Annotated in this window: 11 protein-coding genes; 2 read left to right on the top strand and 9 right to left on the bottom strand. The window is 70.5% G+C overall.

Going from position 1 to position 14,961, the window contains the following annotated elements:
• Positions 1-197: 197 nt before the first annotated feature.
• The 5 genes from AB0A61_RS36115 to rpsO form a co-directional block, all read right to left on the bottom strand.
• Positions 198-653: a hypothetical protein gene (locus AB0A61_RS36115; protein WP_361302249.1), complete on the bottom strand. Its 456-nt coding sequence runs from the start codon at positions 651-653 to the stop codon at positions 198-200.
• A gap of 14 nt (positions 654-667) precedes the next feature.
• Entirely contained in the window at positions 668-1,420 is a 753-nt protein-coding gene (dapB, locus tag AB0A61_RS36110) for a 4-hydroxy-tetrahydrodipicolinate reductase (RefSeq protein WP_361302246.1), read from the bottom strand.
• Between the two features lie 71 nt (positions 1,421-1,491).
• Positions 1,492-2,871, bottom strand: coding sequence for a pitrilysin family protein (locus AB0A61_RS36105; RefSeq protein WP_361302243.1), 1,380 nt, complete (start codon positions 2,869-2,871; stop codon positions 1,492-1,494).
• Positions 2,868-5,093: a polyribonucleotide nucleotidyltransferase gene (locus AB0A61_RS36100; protein WP_361302240.1), complete on the bottom strand. Its 2,226-nt coding sequence runs from the start codon at positions 5,091-5,093 to the stop codon at positions 2,868-2,870. Before AB0A61_RS36100 ends, AB0A61_RS36105 begins: the two co-directional genes overlap by 4 nt.
• Positions 5,094-5,454: 361 nt before the next feature.
• On the bottom strand, positions 5,455-5,742 hold the full coding sequence (gene rpsO, locus AB0A61_RS36095; RefSeq protein ID WP_361302237.1) for a 30S ribosomal protein S15: 288 nt from the start codon (positions 5,740-5,742) through the stop codon (positions 5,455-5,457).
• 289 nt (positions 5,743-6,031) lie between these two features.
• On the opposite strand from rpsO, the gene AB0A61_RS36090 reads away from it, so the two are divergent.
• The gene (locus tag AB0A61_RS36090) at positions 6,032-6,325 is read left to right on the top strand and encodes a DUF397 domain-containing protein (RefSeq protein ID WP_361302234.1); all 294 of its coding nucleotides are present in this window, start codon (positions 6,032-6,034) and stop codon (positions 6,323-6,325) included.
• Between the two features lie 64 nt (positions 6,326-6,389).
• Here AB0A61_RS36090 and AB0A61_RS36085 read toward each other — a convergent pair whose 3' ends face one another.
• Both AB0A61_RS36085 and eccD read right to left on the bottom strand, forming a co-directional pair.
• A complete protein-coding gene (locus tag AB0A61_RS36085; RefSeq protein ID WP_361302232.1) occupies positions 6,390-7,889 on the bottom strand; it encodes a PQQ-binding-like beta-propeller repeat protein in 1,500 nt (499 codons plus the stop codon).
• Between the two features lie 192 nt (positions 7,890-8,081).
• A complete protein-coding gene (gene eccD, locus AB0A61_RS36080) occupies positions 8,082-9,596 on the bottom strand; it encodes a type VII secretion integral membrane protein EccD (protein WP_361302229.1) in 1,515 nt (504 codons plus the stop codon).
• Positions 9,597-9,936: 340 nt separating this feature from the next.
• On the opposite strand from eccD, the gene eccCa reads away from it, so the two are divergent.
• Positions 9,937-13,902, top strand: a complete 3,966-nt coding sequence (gene eccCa, locus AB0A61_RS36075; protein WP_361302227.1) for a type VII secretion protein EccCa — start codon at positions 9,937-9,939, stop codon at positions 13,900-13,902.
• Positions 13,903-14,187: 285 nt separating this feature from the next.
• Here eccCa and AB0A61_RS36070 read toward each other — a convergent pair whose 3' ends face one another.
• Entirely contained in the window at positions 14,188-14,493 is a 306-nt protein-coding gene (locus AB0A61_RS36070; protein ID WP_361302224.1) for a WXG100 family type VII secretion target, read from the bottom strand.
• Between the two features lie 64 nt (positions 14,494-14,557).
• Positions 14,558-14,896: a WXG100 family type VII secretion target gene (locus tag AB0A61_RS36065; RefSeq protein ID WP_361302221.1), complete on the bottom strand. Its 339-nt coding sequence runs from the start codon at positions 14,894-14,896 to the stop codon at positions 14,558-14,560.
• Positions 14,897-14,961 lie beyond the last annotated feature (65 nt).

The raw sequence follows: 14,961 nt of genomic DNA, 5'->3' as shown, positions 1-14,961 counted from the left end.
TCGGTCTCGGCGTGGGCGCCCCAGACCCCCCGGGGCTCCCCCCGACCCTGATGCCGGTGGGCCGGACCGCGGGTGCGGTCCGGCCCACCGGCATCAGGGCCCCCCGGCGTCAGCCGCCTTCGGCTCTCACGCGGCCTGTACTGTCTCACAGCCTGTGGCTGTCACACGGCCTGTGGCTCTCACACAGCCTGTGGCTGTCACACGGCCTGCACCGGCTTTCCGTCGTGCAGGGCGATCGCCCGCTGCATGGCCTTGCGGGCGCGCGGTGTGTCGCGGGCGTCGTGATAGGCCACGGCGAGGCGGAACCAGGTGCGCCAGTCCTCGGGGGCGGCCTCCGTCTCGGCCTTGCGCTGGGCGAAGACCTCGTCGGCCGAGTCGCGGTCGATGCGCCCGCTGGGCGTGCGCTTCAGCTCGTCGACGGGCAGGCCGCCCTCGGCGTCGAGTTCGGCGGCGAGCTGGTTGGCCCTGCGGACGAACTGCGTGTTCTTCCAGAGGAACCACAGACCGATCGCCGGCAGGATCAGCACCGCGATCCCGAAGGTGACCGTCACGGGGGTACCGGACTGGATGAGCATCACGCCGCGGCTGCCGACCAGGACGAAGTAGAAGACCAGGACGGCGGCCGTGACGAGGTAGGTGATCTTCGCGCGCATGACGGGGCTCTGGCTCAGTTCAGGTCGAGGAAGTGCTCCAGGCCGAAGGTCAGGCCCGGAGTGGTCACCACGCGGCGCGCGCCGAGCAGGATGCCCGGCATGAAGCTGCTGTGGTGGAGCGAGTCGTGGCGGATGGTGAGCGTCTCGCCCTCGCCGCCCAGCAGGACCTCCTGGTGGGCGAGCAGGCCACGCAGCCGCACGGCGTGGACCGGGACACCGTCGACGTCGGCGCCGCGCGCGCCGTCGAGGGCGGTGACCGTGGCGTCCGGCGCCGGGGCCGAGCCGGCTCTGGACCGGGCCTCCGCGATGAGCTGCGCGGTGCGCGTGGCTGTGCCACTGGGGGCGTCCACCTTGTTCGGGTGATGCAGCTCGATGACCTCGACCGACTCGAAGTACGGCGCGGCGATCTGGGCGAACTTCATGGTGAGCACGGCGCCGATGGAGAAGTTCGGCGCGATGAGTACGCCCGTCTCCGGGGACAGGGTGAGCCAGCCCTTCAGCTGCGCCAGGCGCTCGTCGGTCCAGCCGGTGGTGCCGACGACGGCGTGGATGCCGTGACGCACGCAGAAGTCGAGGTTGCCCATGACCGAGGCCGGCGTGGTCAGCTCGACCGCCACCTCGGCGCCGGCCTCCACGAGCGTCTCCAGCTTGTCGCCCCGGCCGAGGGCGGCGACCAGCTCCATGTCCTCGGCGGCCTCGACCGCCCGGACCGCCTCGGACCCGATCCGGCCCTGGGCACCGAGGACCGCCACGCGCAGCTTGCTCATCTCTTGTTTCCTTACGACGACGGGTTACCGAAGACGGGTGTGTCGCAGAACGGGTGTCCTGAGGACCGCTGTCAGGCCACGGCGTCCTGCAGACGGGCGGCCTGCTTGTCCTTGAGCGGGCCGATCACCGACAGCGACGGACGCCGTCCCAGGATGTCGCGGGCGACCGAGCGGACCTCGTCCGGGGTCACGGCGGCGATCCGGGCCAGCATGTCGTCGACGGACATCTGCTCGCCCCAGCACAGCTCACTCTTGCCGATACGGTTCATCAGCGCACCCGTGTCCTCCAGACCGAGGACCGTGGAGCCCTGCAGCTGGCCGATGGCGCGGCCGATCTCCTCGTCCGTCAGCCCGTTGTCGGCGACGTGGTCGAGCTCGTCGCGGCAGATCTTCAGCACGTCGTGCACCTGGCTCGGGCGGCAGCCCGCGTAGACGCCGAAGAGACCGCAGTCGGCGAAGCCGGAGGTGTAGGAGTACACGCTGTAGGCCAGTCCGCGCTTCTCCCGGACCTCCTGGAACAGGCGCGAGGACATGCCGCCGCCGAGGGCGGTGTTCAGCACGCCGAGGGCCCAGCGCCGCTCGTCGGTGCGGGCCAGGCCGGGCATGCCGAGGACCACGTGCGCCTGCTCGGTCTTGCGGCCGAGCAGTTCGACCTTGCCCGCCGTGCGGAGGGCGCGGCTGCCCGCACGCGGGCCGATCGGCTCGGCCTCGGAGGTCTTGAAGGCGCCGGCCTTCTCGAAGGCGGCGCGCACCTGGCGTACGACCTTGTTGTGGTCGATGTTGCCCGCGCAGGCGACCACGAGGTGGGTCGGGTCGTAGTGCTTCTTGTAGAAGCGGCGGATGCGGTCGGCGGTGAGGGCGTTGACGGTGTCGACCGTGCCGAGCACCGGGCGGCCGAGCGGGTTGTCGCCGAACATGGTGTGCGCGAACAGGTCGTGCACGCAGTCGCCCGGGTCGTCCTCTGTCATCGCGATCTCTTCGAGGATCGCCCCGCGCTCGACGTCGACGTCCTCTTCCAGGATCAGCGAGCCGGTGAGCATGTCACAGACGATGTCGATGGCGAGCGGCAGGTCGGTGTCGAGCACGCGCGCGTAGTAGCACGTGTACTCCTTGGCCGTGAACGCGTTCATCTCGCCGCCGACCGCGTCGATGGCGGAGGAGATGTCCAGGGCGGACCTGTGGGAGGTGCCCTTGAAGAGCAGGTGCTCCAGGTAATGCGTGGCGCCGTTCAGCGACGGGGTCTCGTCGCGGGAGCCCACGTGCGCCCAGATCCCGAAGGTGGCCGAGCGCACGGAGGGCAGGGTCTCGGTGACGATGCGCAGACCGCCGGGGAGGGTGGTCTTGCGGACCGTGCCGATGCCGTTGGTGCCCTTGATCAGGGTTTGGGTACGGGCGACGGCCCGCGCCTCCGAGGAGGGGCGGGCCGTCGCCTTGAAGCCACGGGACGTCACTGGTCCGCGTCGTCCTTCTTGTCGTTGCTTTCGGCACCTTCCTCGCCCTCGATCACCGGAATGAGGGAGAGCTTGCCGCGGGAGTCGATCTCGGCGATCTCGACCTGGACCTTCTGGCCCACACCGAGGACGTCCTCGACGTTCTCCACGCGCCTGCCGCCGGCCAGCTTGCGGATCTGCGAGATGTGCAGCAGACCGTCCTTGCCCGGCAGCAGGGAGACGAACGCGCCGAAGGTGGTCGTCTTCACGACCGTGCCCAGGTAGCGCTCGCCGACCTCGGGCATCGTCGGGTTGGCGATGCCGTTGATCGTGGAGCGGGCGGCCTCGGCGGACGGGCCGTCGGCGGCACCGATGTAGATCGTGCCGTCGTCCTCGATGGTGATCTCGGCGCCCGTGTCCTCCTGGATCTGGTTGATCATCTTGCCCTTGGGGCCGATGACCTCGCCGATCTTGTCGACCGGGATCTTGACGGTGATGATCCGCGGGGCGTGCGGGGACATCTCGTCGGGCCGGTCGATGGCCTCCATCATCACGTCGAGGATGTGCAGGCGGGCGTCGCGGGCCTGCTTCAGGGCCGCGGCCAGGACGGAGGCGGGGATGCCGTCCAGCTTGGTGTCGAGCTGGAGGGCGGTCACGAACTCCTTGGTGCCGGCGACCTTGAAGTCCATGTCACCGAAGGCGTCCTCCGCACCGAGGATGTCGGTGAGGGTGACGTAGTGCGTCTCGCCGTCGATCTCCTGGGAGATCAGGCCCATGGCGATACCGGCGACCGGGGCCTTCAGCGGCACACCGGCGTTCAGCAGCGACATGGTGGAGGCGCAGACCGAGCCCATGGACGTCGAGCCGTTGGAGCCGAGGGCCTCGGACACCTGGCGGATCGCGTACGGGAACTCCTCGCGCGTGGGCAGCACCGGTACGAGCGCGCGCTCGGCGAGGGCGCCGTGGCCGATCTCGCGGCGCTTGGGGGAGCCGACGCGGCCGGTCTCGCCGGTGGAGTACGGCGGGAAGTTGTAGTTGTGCATGTAGCGCTTGCGGGTCACCGGCGAGAGGGTGTCCAGCTGCTGCTCCATGCGGAGCATGTTCAGGGTGGTGACGCCCAGGATCTGGGTCTCGCCACGCTCGAACAGCGCGGAGCCGTGCACCCGCGGGAGGGCCTCGACCTCGGCGGCCAGGGTGCGGATGTCGGTGACACCGCGGCCGTCGATGCGCTTCTTCTCCTTGATGACGCGCTCGCGGACCAGGGTCTTGGTCAGGGAGCGGTACGCGGCGGAGATCTCCTTCTCGCGGCCCTCGAACTCCGGCAGGAGCTTCTCGGCGGCGAGCTGCTTGACGCGGTCGAGCTCGCTCTCGCGCTCCTGCTTGCCGGCGATGGTGAGCGCCTGGGCGAGCTCGGGGCGGACGGCTGCGGTCAGCGCCTCCAGGACGTCGTCCTGGTAGTCCAGGAAGATCGGGAACTCGGCGGTCGGCTTGGCGGCCTTCGCGGCGAGGTCGGCCTGGGCCTTGCACAGGACCTTGATGAAGGGCTTGGCAGCATCCAGACCGGCGGCGACGACATCCTCGGTCGGGGCCTCGGCACCGCCCTTGACCAGCTGGATGGTCTTGTCGGTGGCCTCGGCCTCGACCATCATGATCGCGACATCGCCGTCCTCCAGGACACGACCGGCGACCACCATGTCGAAGACGGCGTCCTCGAGCTCGGTGTGCGTCGGGAACGCGACCCACTGGCCGTTGATCAGCGCGACGCGCACGCCGCCGATCGGGCCGGAGAAGGGCAGACCGGCCAGCTGCGTGGACGCGGACGCGGCGTTGATCGCGACGACGTCGTACAGGTGGTCGGGGTTGAGCGCCATGATGGTGGCGACGACCTGGATCTCGTTGCGCAGGCCCTTCTTGAAGGACGGGCGCAGCGGGCGGTCGATCAGGCGGCAGGTGAGGATGGCGTCCTCGCTCGGCCGGCCCTCGCGGCGGAAGAAGCTGCCCGGGATCTTGCCGGCGGCATACATCCGCTCCTCGACGTCGACCGTGAGCGGGAAGAAGTCGAGCTGGTCCTTGGGCTGCTTGGAGGCGGTGGTGGCCGACAGCACCATGGTGTCGTCGTCCAGGTAGGCCACGGCGGAACCGGCGGCCTGCTTGGCCAGGCGGCCCGTCTCGAAGCGGATGGTACGGGTGCCGAAGGAGCCGTTGTCGATAACGGCCTCGGCGTAGTGGGTCTCGTTCTCCACTAGCGTTTTCTCCTCGTCCTCGTCCCTCCTCGCCCGTGTGGCGGGGGGACGGTGGCGGAGAAGCGCTCCATCTGGTGCGGGCCGGTCTTCGATCGAAGCACCCGGGGCTCGATTCCCCCCGGGGGCCACTACCGAGGACCGGCGGCGGCGAGGTGCGCTTCTCCTCGTTCGTCGTACGTGATGGCGCCGTACCCGGAACGGGTGGCCCGTATCACGCTGTGTCATACGTAGTGCGTTGTGCTACCACACTACAAAGCGGCGGTGACACTCCGCACGTTCGCTGAACGTACGCCAGAGCTTTCCGCACGTACAGCAAAGGGAGCGGCCCCCTGTCTCCGGGAACCGCTCCCCTCACGGCGTCTTACCTGGCGCCCGCCGCACCACGGCGGATGCCGAGGCGGTCGACCAGCGTACGGAAGCGCTGGATGTCCTTCTTGGCCAGGTACTGCAGCAGCCGGCGGCGCTGACCGACCAGGATGAGCAGACCACGGCGGGAGTGGTGGTCGTGCTTGTGGGTCTTGAGGTGCTCCGTCAGGTCGGAGATCCGACGGGTGAGCATGGCGACCTGGACCTCGGGGGAGCCGGTGTCGCCCTCCTTGGTACCGAACTCGGTGATGATCTGCTTCTTCGTAGCGGCGTCGAGCGACACGCGTACTCCTCATAGTCTGTGAGTGCCCACCGAGCGCCCCGGTCTTCTTCTCGGGGGTACTTACGCAACTCGGAAGGCGGGTCCGCTGTGCGCGGCCTCCAGGGCGTGCAGTCACTGCTGCGGGGGCTCCGGGGGTGCGTACACAAACGGCCGTCACTCAGGGTACCAGGCAGTGGCGGTCCGGTTTCCCCCGGTCCTCGAAGCGCCCTGGTGGGGAGGCCCAGCCCACTAGGGTGAGCGCCGGGACCGTACTGAGTCCGTGACTACGTCGGGAAGGGGTCGCTGCGGCATGGCGGAGACGGAAGCGGAGATCAAGGCACGCAAGGAGCGGGAGCGCGACGAGCTGTACGCCCTCGACATCTCGGACGTGGAGTGGCACTGCGCGCCGGGCACGGAGGAGCACGAGGAGCGCGTGGAGATCGCCTACCTTCCGGGCGGCGCCGTGGCGATGCGCTCGTCCCTGGACCCCGCCACGGTGCTCCGCTACACGGAGGCGGAGTGGCGGGCGTTCGTGCTGGGCGCACGGGACGGCGAGTTCGACCTGGAGCCGGCGCCGCACAACGGGGGGCTTGCCGCGGAGTGAGGCGGGCGACGGACGGGGGCGGCACGCGTGCGTGCCGCCCCCGTCCGTCGCGCGTTGGTCGGTGTCAGTGGTTCAGGCCGGCGCTGCCGATGCCCAGGACCGCCAGCACCGGGTCGGTGGGGTACTTGTCGTAGGCCTCCAGCTCGCGCTTGGCGAAGAACACCCGTCCCTTTTCGACGAGGATGTCCGTCTGCCCGACGTCCCCCAGCTTCCCGACGTCGTCCGCCGGGAGGCCGAAGAGCAGGAACGGTCTCTGGCTGCCCGTCCGCGGATTCCAGCTGACCACCGCGGAGGGTTCCACCTCGCTGTAGCTGCGCCGGAAGACCAGCAGTTCGTCGCCGCTCATCCGGATCGGGGCGAGCGGCATCGTGGAACGTCCGTCGAGCTTGCGGCCCGTCCTTCCGGTCCGGAGATCGAATGCCACGATCCAGTTCTCCGCCTGGCCCACGGCTGTGTTGTCCTTGCTGACGACGTACGCCTGGGTCCGGCCGACGACCACGCCGTCGCAGTGCTCCACGACGCCGAAGTAGTCCAGTCCGAAGTCCCGGTCGCCGCACTTCGGGTCGTACCCGTTCATGGAGATGGTGGCGAGGTGCCTGCCGTCGCCGTCCAGGGTGATCAGGTCGGTCACCAGGCTGTCGCCCGCCGCGACGGCGAGCACGGGCGGATCGGACGACGGCAGGTAGACGTCCTGGACACCGGCGGCCAGTTTGTACGTCCATCGGCTCTTGCCGGTGCGCGGGTCCAGCTTCTCGACCCGGTAGGTCTTGTCGCCCGCCTCGACGCAGTTCTCGACGACGAGCAGCGCGCGTCCGCCGGCGAAGCCCTTGTCCTCGCACTGGGACGCGGTCGTGCTGTTCCAGAGCTGCTTGCCGGTCTTCATGTCGTACGCCACCGAGCCGTCGCCCCATGCCACGGCCACGGTTCCCTTGACCAGGGTCAGGTTCGTGTTGGTCACGGTGGCCGAGGTGGCGGCGGGCATCTTCGCCTGCCACAGCTTCCGGCCCGTGTCGACGTCGAAGAAGACCACCTCGCCGCAGACGCCCGGCGTGGCCCCCTGGGCCTTCCTGGTCTGCACGGCGACCGCTGTGCGGCCGTCGACGGTGATGTGGTTGCTGGTGGCGCATATCTTGCCGTCCAGCTTGAGCGTCCAGGCCTTCTCGGGCCCCTTTTCGGCGGTGGTGAGGCCCACGATCCGGTCGGTGATGCCCTTGGCGACGACCTTGTCCGTCGCCCATGTCCCGGGGGCGTAGACCGGATCGCCCTTGGCGGTCTTGGCGAGACCGCCTTCCTTGTAGTCGATCAGCATCTGGCCCTCGGGCGAGCTGGGGGTCTTCTCGGTGTCGACCCGGATGTCGTCCGGACTCGGCGGTGCGGCGGACGACTTCGTGCCGTCCGACGCACCGCCGTCCGTCACGGACGACAGGAGCCAGCCGCCCGCGCACAGGGCGACCGCCACGACGCCGGCCCCGGCACCGAGCAGCCAAGTACGGCGGCGTTGGCGGGCCTTGTCGGCGGCGAGGGTGGACTGGGTGTAGACGGACGGTGGTGGGCCGAAGCTCACGCGAGGGGATCCCTTCGTTGGTTGCCGACGCCTGGGCGGTCGCCTGCGCGGGTGCGCGCCGGGAAGAGAGCGTGCGCATGCGTCGTCCGGGAGTCACGCACGCGTGTGCCGGCCTTCGGGCCGGGCGCACGTGCCTGCCGACCGGGGGGGGACGCACGTGCCCGTGAGGTCTCCCCGGTCGGTGCGGCCTTGTCAGCTGGTCATCGACCGGACGGTCGCGTACACGTTGAAGACGGCCAGCGCCAGCGGCACCAGCGTCAGCAGGACGAAGCCCTCGGCGACCTCCATGAAGCGTCCCCAGAACGGGCTGAGGCCGCTGCGCGGGACGATGAGCCCGATGGCGGTGACCAGGGTGGCCGCCAGCGCGACGGCCGCGACCAGCCAGATGGTCCGGATGTCGAGGTCGCCCCGGCTGCCCTGCAGGGCCTCGCGGACGAACGACCGGGGCGGGTTGAGCGCCAGGCCGAGGCCGAGCAGCACCAGGGAGGCGAGGCCCGCCGCCAGGACGGGGGCGACCTGGGCGGTGTAGCGGAAGAGCTGGGCACGCATCAGGAGTGCGACGCCGGTCGCCAGGGCGAGCAGCTGCGCCCACAGACCGTCCGAGAAGCCGAGGACCGCGCAGGCCCCGACGGCGGTCACCGCACAGCCGCCGACCAGTCCGACGAGGAGTTCGTGGCCGCGGCGGGCCTGGGCCGCGATCCGCTCGGCGTCGACCGGCTCGGGGGCGGCGGACTCGGCACCGTACGCGGGGCGGGTGCCGGTGTTCGGGGGGTCGAAGCCGATCGGCAGGCGGGCGAAGCGCATCGACAGACCGGGCAGGAAGGCCAGGGCTCCCACGGCGACCGGGGCGCACAGCGCGGCGATCTCGGCGGGCCTCCAGTGCGCGAGGATCGCCGCGAACACCGCGAGCAGGCTGAGGGCGGACGCGAAGACGAAGGCCACGAAGGGGCCGTCGCCGCTCGGCGAGCACAGGGTGAGGACGACCGAGGCCAACAGCACCGCGCCGCATGCCAGAAGAAACTGCAGCTTGCCGATGCCCTGACCGTCGGCGAGCGGGAGCAGGCCCGACCCGGCCACGCCCACGTTGGGCAGGGCGCCCAGACCGAGGGCGACGGCCGAGGCCCGGTCGTCGTAGACCCGGGCCCGCACGCAGGCCAGGACGACCAGGAGCACGCCGGTGACGGCGGCGAGGATGCCGGGCAGGCCGTGCATGTCGTGCCGCGGGTCGGCGGTCCAGGCGACGAAGGCCAGCAGGGCGGGCAGGATGCCGCCGCCGGCCAGACCCGCGGCCCGGGTCAGGTCACCGCTCCACAGGGTGTGCTCCCGCGTCACCGCGGCGGCGACCGCATCGGACACGTCGTCGAACACGGCGGGCGGCAGCGACTCGGAGAAGGGCCGCAGAGTGAGCAGTTCGCCGTCGAGGATGCGCTGAGCCGCGAAGGAGCGCGAGCTGTCGAGGACGGTTCCGTCCCGGCGTACGAGGTGGTAGCCGACCGGGGCGCCCTCGGCGGGGGCCTGCTGGGAGAGCCTGAGGATCTCCGGGTAGATGTCGGCGACCGGGATGTCGTCGGGCAGCGCCACGTCGATCCGGCTGTCGGGCGCGACGATCGTGACCCGGCAGAAGCCGAGCCCCGGGCCGGCCCCGGAGGGCGCTCCGTTGCCGGGGCCACTCGCCCCGGTGGCCGCCGTGGAGGCCGTCATGCTCACCTGCTGCTCCCCCTCAGTGATGGTTCTGCGTCTGCGCTGTGAAGGTCCTGCGCCGCTTTCCCGGGCCCGGGCCGCCGACGGGGCGGCAGGGCGACGGAAAGGCCGCAGGAGGGCCGTCGCCTGGGCGCCGTACCGCCCCGCATCGCGCGGAATGCCCCGGTTCTCCGGCCTGTTCCGCGTGTGCTCACGCGAACATCCGGCACCCTACCGCCCCTTGGTCCCTGATGAAGTCAGTAGGATCACGCGGCGGCCTGCGTCCCCCCTCTCGGGGCGGCGGCGTCCGCCTGACACGGGGTGGCGGACGGTAACTCTCGGGGCCCGGCAAGGGAATTGGTGAGCAGTGAGCCACATCGTCGTGAAGCGTCCACCTCGGGCGCTGCCGTCCGAAGTGCCCACGGACGAGATCGTCCTGCAGCCTCCGCCCGAGTTGCCGCGGGGGCACCAGGAGAGCGTGCTGATGCAGTTGCTGCCCACGCTCGGCATGGGCGGCTCCGTGGTGTTCTTCTTCACCAACGGCCAGCCGTTCATGAAGATCATGGGCATGGTGATGATCGCCTCGACGGTGGCCATGTCCATCGCGATGGTGGTCCGCTTCCGCCGCGGCTCCCAGGGCCAGCTGGCGGACATGCGCCGTGACTACCTGAGTTACCTGACGCAGACGCGCGAGACCGCGCTGGACACCGCGAGGGCGCAGCGCGACGCGCAGTACTACCTCCACCCCTCCCCCGAGCAGCTGTGGGCGCTGGTCGCCGAGGGCAGCCGGGTGTGGGAACGGCGGCCGGGCGACGAGGACTTCGCCCAGGTCCGCATCGGCCTGGGCCCCCAGGCCCTGGCAACTCCCCTGGTCGCTCCCGAGACCGGTCCGGTCGACCAGCTGGAGCCACTGACGGCGGGCGCGATGCAGCGCTTCCTCGCCGTGCACGGCACCCTGGACGACCTTCCGATGGCGATCTCCCTGCGGGCCTTCTACCACGTCACCATCAGCGGCGAGCCCAAGTCCGTACGGTCCTCCGCGCGGGCGGTGGCCGGCTCGCTGGCCGCGATGCACTCCCCCGAGGACCTGGTCATCGTCGTGGGCGCGGGCCGGGACGCCCTGCCGCACTGGGAGTGGGCCAAGTGGCTGCCGCACGCACAGGCGTCCGGAGCCGTCGACGGAGCGGGTACCCGCCGCCTGATCGACGGTGACGGCCGCGAGTTGGAGAACCTGATCTCCGCCCGGCTCGCCGGCCGCCCGCGCTTCCACCCGAACGCGGCTCCGGTCTCCGACGAGCCGCACATCGTCGTCTTCCTCGACGGTCTGTCCCTGCCGCCCGACTCCGCGCTGGCCGGTGCGGAGGGCCTTCAGGGCGTGACGGTGATCGAGGTGGTGCCGGGCGAGCCGACCGGCGCGCGCGGCGACCTCTCCATCGTCGTACAACCCGACTCCCTGCACCTGGAGTCGGGGCACGGCGCCGTCTACGAAGGGGTCCCGGACGCGCTGTCGCAGGAGTCCGCCGAGGCGCTGGCCCGGCAACTGGCGCCCCTGCGCATGGCCTCCGGGGGCGACGACGGCGAACCGCTGCTCGCCAACCTGGAGTTCACGGATCTGCTCAACCTGGGCGACGCGGCGTCGGTGGACACCAAGCGCACCTGGCGGCCACGCGCACTGGCCGAGCGGCTGCGGGTGCCGATCGGCGTCGGCGAGGACGGCCGGCCCGTGATGCTGGACCTGAAGGAGGCCGCGCAGGAGGGCATGGGCCCGCACGGCCTGTGCGTGGGCGCCACCGGTTCCGGCAAGTCGGAGCTGCTGCGCACCCTCGTGCTGGGTCTGGCGGTCACCCACTCCTCGGAGACGCTGAACTTCGTCCTCGCGGACTTCAAGGGCGGCGCCACCTTCGCCGGCATGGCGCAGATGCCGCACGTCGCCGCCGTCATCACCAACCTCGCGGACGACCTCACCCTGGTCGACCGCATGGGTGACTCCATCCGCGGCGAGCTCAACCGCCGCCAGGAACTGCTGCGCGACGCCGGCAACTACGCGAACATCCACGACTACGAGAAGGCCCGCGCGGCAGGCGCCCCGCTGCAGCCGATCCCGTCGCTCGTCCTGGTGATCGACGAGTTCAGCGAACTGCTGACCGCCAAGCCGGACTTCATCGAGATGTTCGTGCAGATCGGCCGCATCGGCCGGTCCCTGGGGGTGCACCTGCTGCTGGCCTCGCAGCGCCTGGAGGAGGGCCGGTTGCGCGGCCTGGAGACGTATCTGTCCTACCGCATCGGTCTGCGCACCTTCTCGGCGGCCGAGTCGCGCGCGGCCCTGGGCGTGCCGGACGCCTACGAGCTGCCCAACGTCCCCGGCTCCGGCTTCCTGAAGTTCGGCACGGACGAGATGGTGCGGTTCAAGGCCGCGTACGTCTCCGGGGTGTACCGCTCGGGCCCGCAGCGCTCGGCCCTCGCGGGCGGGCCGCTGCCGGTGGACCGACGGCCGGTGCTGTTCACCGCCGCCGAGGTGCCGGTGCAGTACGCGCCGGTGCCGCGGCAGCGCACCGACAGCGGCTCCCAGGTCGACGACGCGCTCGCGGACACGGTGCTCGACGTGATCGTGCGCCGGCTGGAGGCACAGGGCCCGGCGGCCCACCAGGTGTGGCTGCCCCCGCTGGACAGCCCGCCGTCGCTGGACGGACTGCTGCCCGGACTCACGGCGGTGCAGGGACGCGGCCTGACCCAGCCGGGGTACGAGGGTGCGGGCCGGCTGGTGGTCCCCGTCGGCCTCGTCGACAAGCCGTACGAGCAGCGCCGCGACCCCCTGTGGGTGGACTTCTCCGGCGCGGCCGGTCATATGCAGATCATCGGCGGTCCCCAGTCGGGCAAGTCGACGCTGCTGAGGTCGCTCGTGTGCGCGTTCGCGCTCACCCACACCCCGCACGAGGTCCAGTTCTACGGCCTCGACTTCGGTGGCGGCGGCATGGCCGCGGTCTCCGGTCTGCCGCACGTGGGCGGGGTGGCGTCCCGGCTGGACCCGGAGAAGGTACGGCGGACGGTCGCCGAGGTGTACGGCGTGATGACGCGCCGCGAGGAGTACTTCCGTTCCGCCGGGATCCCGTCGATCGCGGACTTCCGGTCGCGGCGGGCCCGCGGGGAGATCTCGGTCACGGACCAACCGTGGGGTGACGTTTTCCTGGTCGTCGACGGCTGGGGCAACTTCCGGGCGGACTACGAGGCCCTGGAACCGGTGGTCCTGGACATGGCGGCCCGGGGCCTCGGCTACGGCATCCACGTGGTCCTCGCCGCGTCGCGGTCGATGGAGGTCCGGGCGAACATCAAGGACCACCTGATGAACCGTCTGGAGCTGCGTTTGGGTGACACGATGGACTCCGAGATCGACCGCAAGGTGGCGGCGAACGTCCCCGCGGGTGTGCCGGGCCGGGGTGTGTCGCCGCAGAAGCTGCACTTCATGGCGGCGGTGCCGCGCATCGACGGCCTGACGTCCGACACGGACCTGTCCGACGCCACCCAGGCGCTGGCGACCGAGGTGTCCCGGCACTGGCAGGCGCCGGGCGCACCCGAGGTCCGGCTGCTGCCGCGCGAACTGCCGGCGGCCCAGCTGCCCCCGGGTGACCGCTTCCCGCAGCGCGGCGTCGCCTTCGCCATCGACGAGAACAACCTGGAGCCGGTCTTCGTCGACTTCGAGCAGGACCCGTTCTTCCTGGTCTTCGGCGAGAGCGAGTCGGGCAAGTCGAACCTGCTGCGCCTGCTGGTCAAGCAGCTGACGGATCGCTACTCGGGCGACGAGTGCAAGCTGTTCGTCGTCGACAACCGCAGGTCGCTGCTGGACGCCACGCCGGCGTCGCACCTCGCCGAGTACATCCCGATGTCCAACAGCATGGACCACCACATGGCCGCCCTCGCCGACCTGATGCGGCGCCGTACGCCGACCGCGGACGTGACGGCCCAGCAGTTGCGTGACCGGAGCTGGTGGAGCGGGCCGACGGTGTACGTGGTCGTCGACGACTACGACCTGGTGGCGACGTCGAGCGGAAATCCGCTGAGCGGACTGACGGAGCTGCTCCCGTTCGCCCGGGACGTCGGCGTGCGGTTCATCATCGCGCGGTCGACGGCGGGTGCGGGTCGTTCCTCCTACGAGGCCTTCATGCAGCGGATGACGGAACTCGGCGCCCAGGGGGTCGTGCTGTCCGGTGATCCGGGCGAGGGTGACCTGCTGGGCGGGGTCCGGCCGCGGCCGATGCCCGCGGGGCGGGGAGTCTTCGTGTCACGACGCAGGGGGAAGCCGTTGGTGCAGACGGGGCTCATGCCGCAGGACGCCTGACGACGGCTGCCGGAAGACGTCTGACGGACGCTGGGAACGCTGGAAGCGGCCGCGTCGGCCGGGTGCGGCCGACGCGGCCCTTCTGCGCCGAGGCGGGCTTTCTGCGCCGAGGCGGGCTTTCTGCGCCGAGGCGGCCCTTCTCCGCCGAGGCGGGCTCTTCTCCGCCGAGGCGGGCTCTTCTCCGCCGAGGCGGGCTCTTCTCCGCCGAGGCGGGCCAACGCACACAACACACCGGGGTGGGCACCTCCCGCGCGTGCCCACCCCGGTGTCCGTGTTCGGGCGATGTCACTCGAAGTAGCTGGCCGCCTTCTTGTCGCCGCCGCGGTAGTCACCGCCGGCCTGGTGCACCTTGTGGGTGATGCTCACCAGTGCCTGGTGGATGGCGCTCGTGTGGTTGTCCCACTCCCGCGACTTGCGGTTGAAGGCCTCGTACGCCTCGCCGGCCCAGCCTTCCGCCGCGTCGTGCACGCCCTTCTTGAGCGCGGTCAGGTCGCTCTCCAGTTGCTTGGCCAGGTTGCCCAGTTCGGTGGCGAGCGCGTCCAGGGTGCCGTACTTGACGGCAAGGCCTTCGTAGTGTGGCGTGCCGGTCATGTTTCCTCTTTCCTTGACGATGTGAGAAGGACCTGGCGGTCCGGTGGGAACGGCTCGGAAACCGTCAGTAGTAGTTGAGCGCCGAGGTCTTCCCGCCGGCGTCCACTTCGATGCCGGAGATCGTCGAGTGGAGTTCCTGCTCCAGCTTGTCCTTGTCCGTCTTGGTGAGGTGGACTCCCTGCAGGAAGTCGTCGAGCATGCGCCCGATACCGGCCATGTGCTCGTTGATCTCGTGCTGCTTGCTCTTGAACGCGTTGGCGCCGTGGCCCTGCCAGTTGGCCTCGATCATGTCGATGCAACCCTGGAGCTTCTGGAGCTGCTTCTTGACCGAGTCGTACCGGTCGATGACGTTCGTCTGGAGTTTCTTTACATGCTCATCTTCAAGCTTGCGGCCGTCAGCCATCTCGGCATTCCCTTTCGTGAGCGGGTCTTGTCTTGCTGGGGGCGCAACACCGACTGGTGAGGCGC

Source organism: Streptomyces sp. NPDC046197, from assembly GCF_040646295.1.
Classification (GTDB): Bacteria; Actinomycetota; Actinomycetes; order Streptomycetales; family Streptomycetaceae; genus Streptomyces.
This window is presented reverse-complemented; position numbering and strand designations above follow the sequence as displayed.

What these genes read in the sequence shown, in the direction of transcription:
- AB0A61_RS36115 (WP_361302249.1), bottom strand. Translation starts at nt 653, where the DNA reads ATGCGCGCGAAGATCACCTACCTCGTCACGGCCGCCGTCCTGGTCTTC.
- dapB (WP_361302246.1), bottom strand. Translation starts at nt 1,420, where the DNA reads ATGAGCAAGCTGCGCGTGGCGGTCCTCGGTGCCCAGGGCCGGATCGGG.
- AB0A61_RS36090 (WP_361302234.1), top strand. Translation starts at nt 6,032, where the DNA reads ATGGCGGAGACGGAAGCGGAGATCAAGGCACGCAAGGAGCGGGAGCGC.
- AB0A61_RS36065 (WP_361302221.1), bottom strand. Translation starts at nt 14,896, where the DNA reads ATGGCTGACGGCCGCAAGCTTGAAGATGAGCATGTAAAGAAACTCCAG.
- AB0A61_RS36070 (WP_361302224.1), bottom strand. Translation starts at nt 14,493, where the DNA reads ATGACCGGCACGCCACACTACGAAGGCCTTGCCGTCAAGTACGGCACC.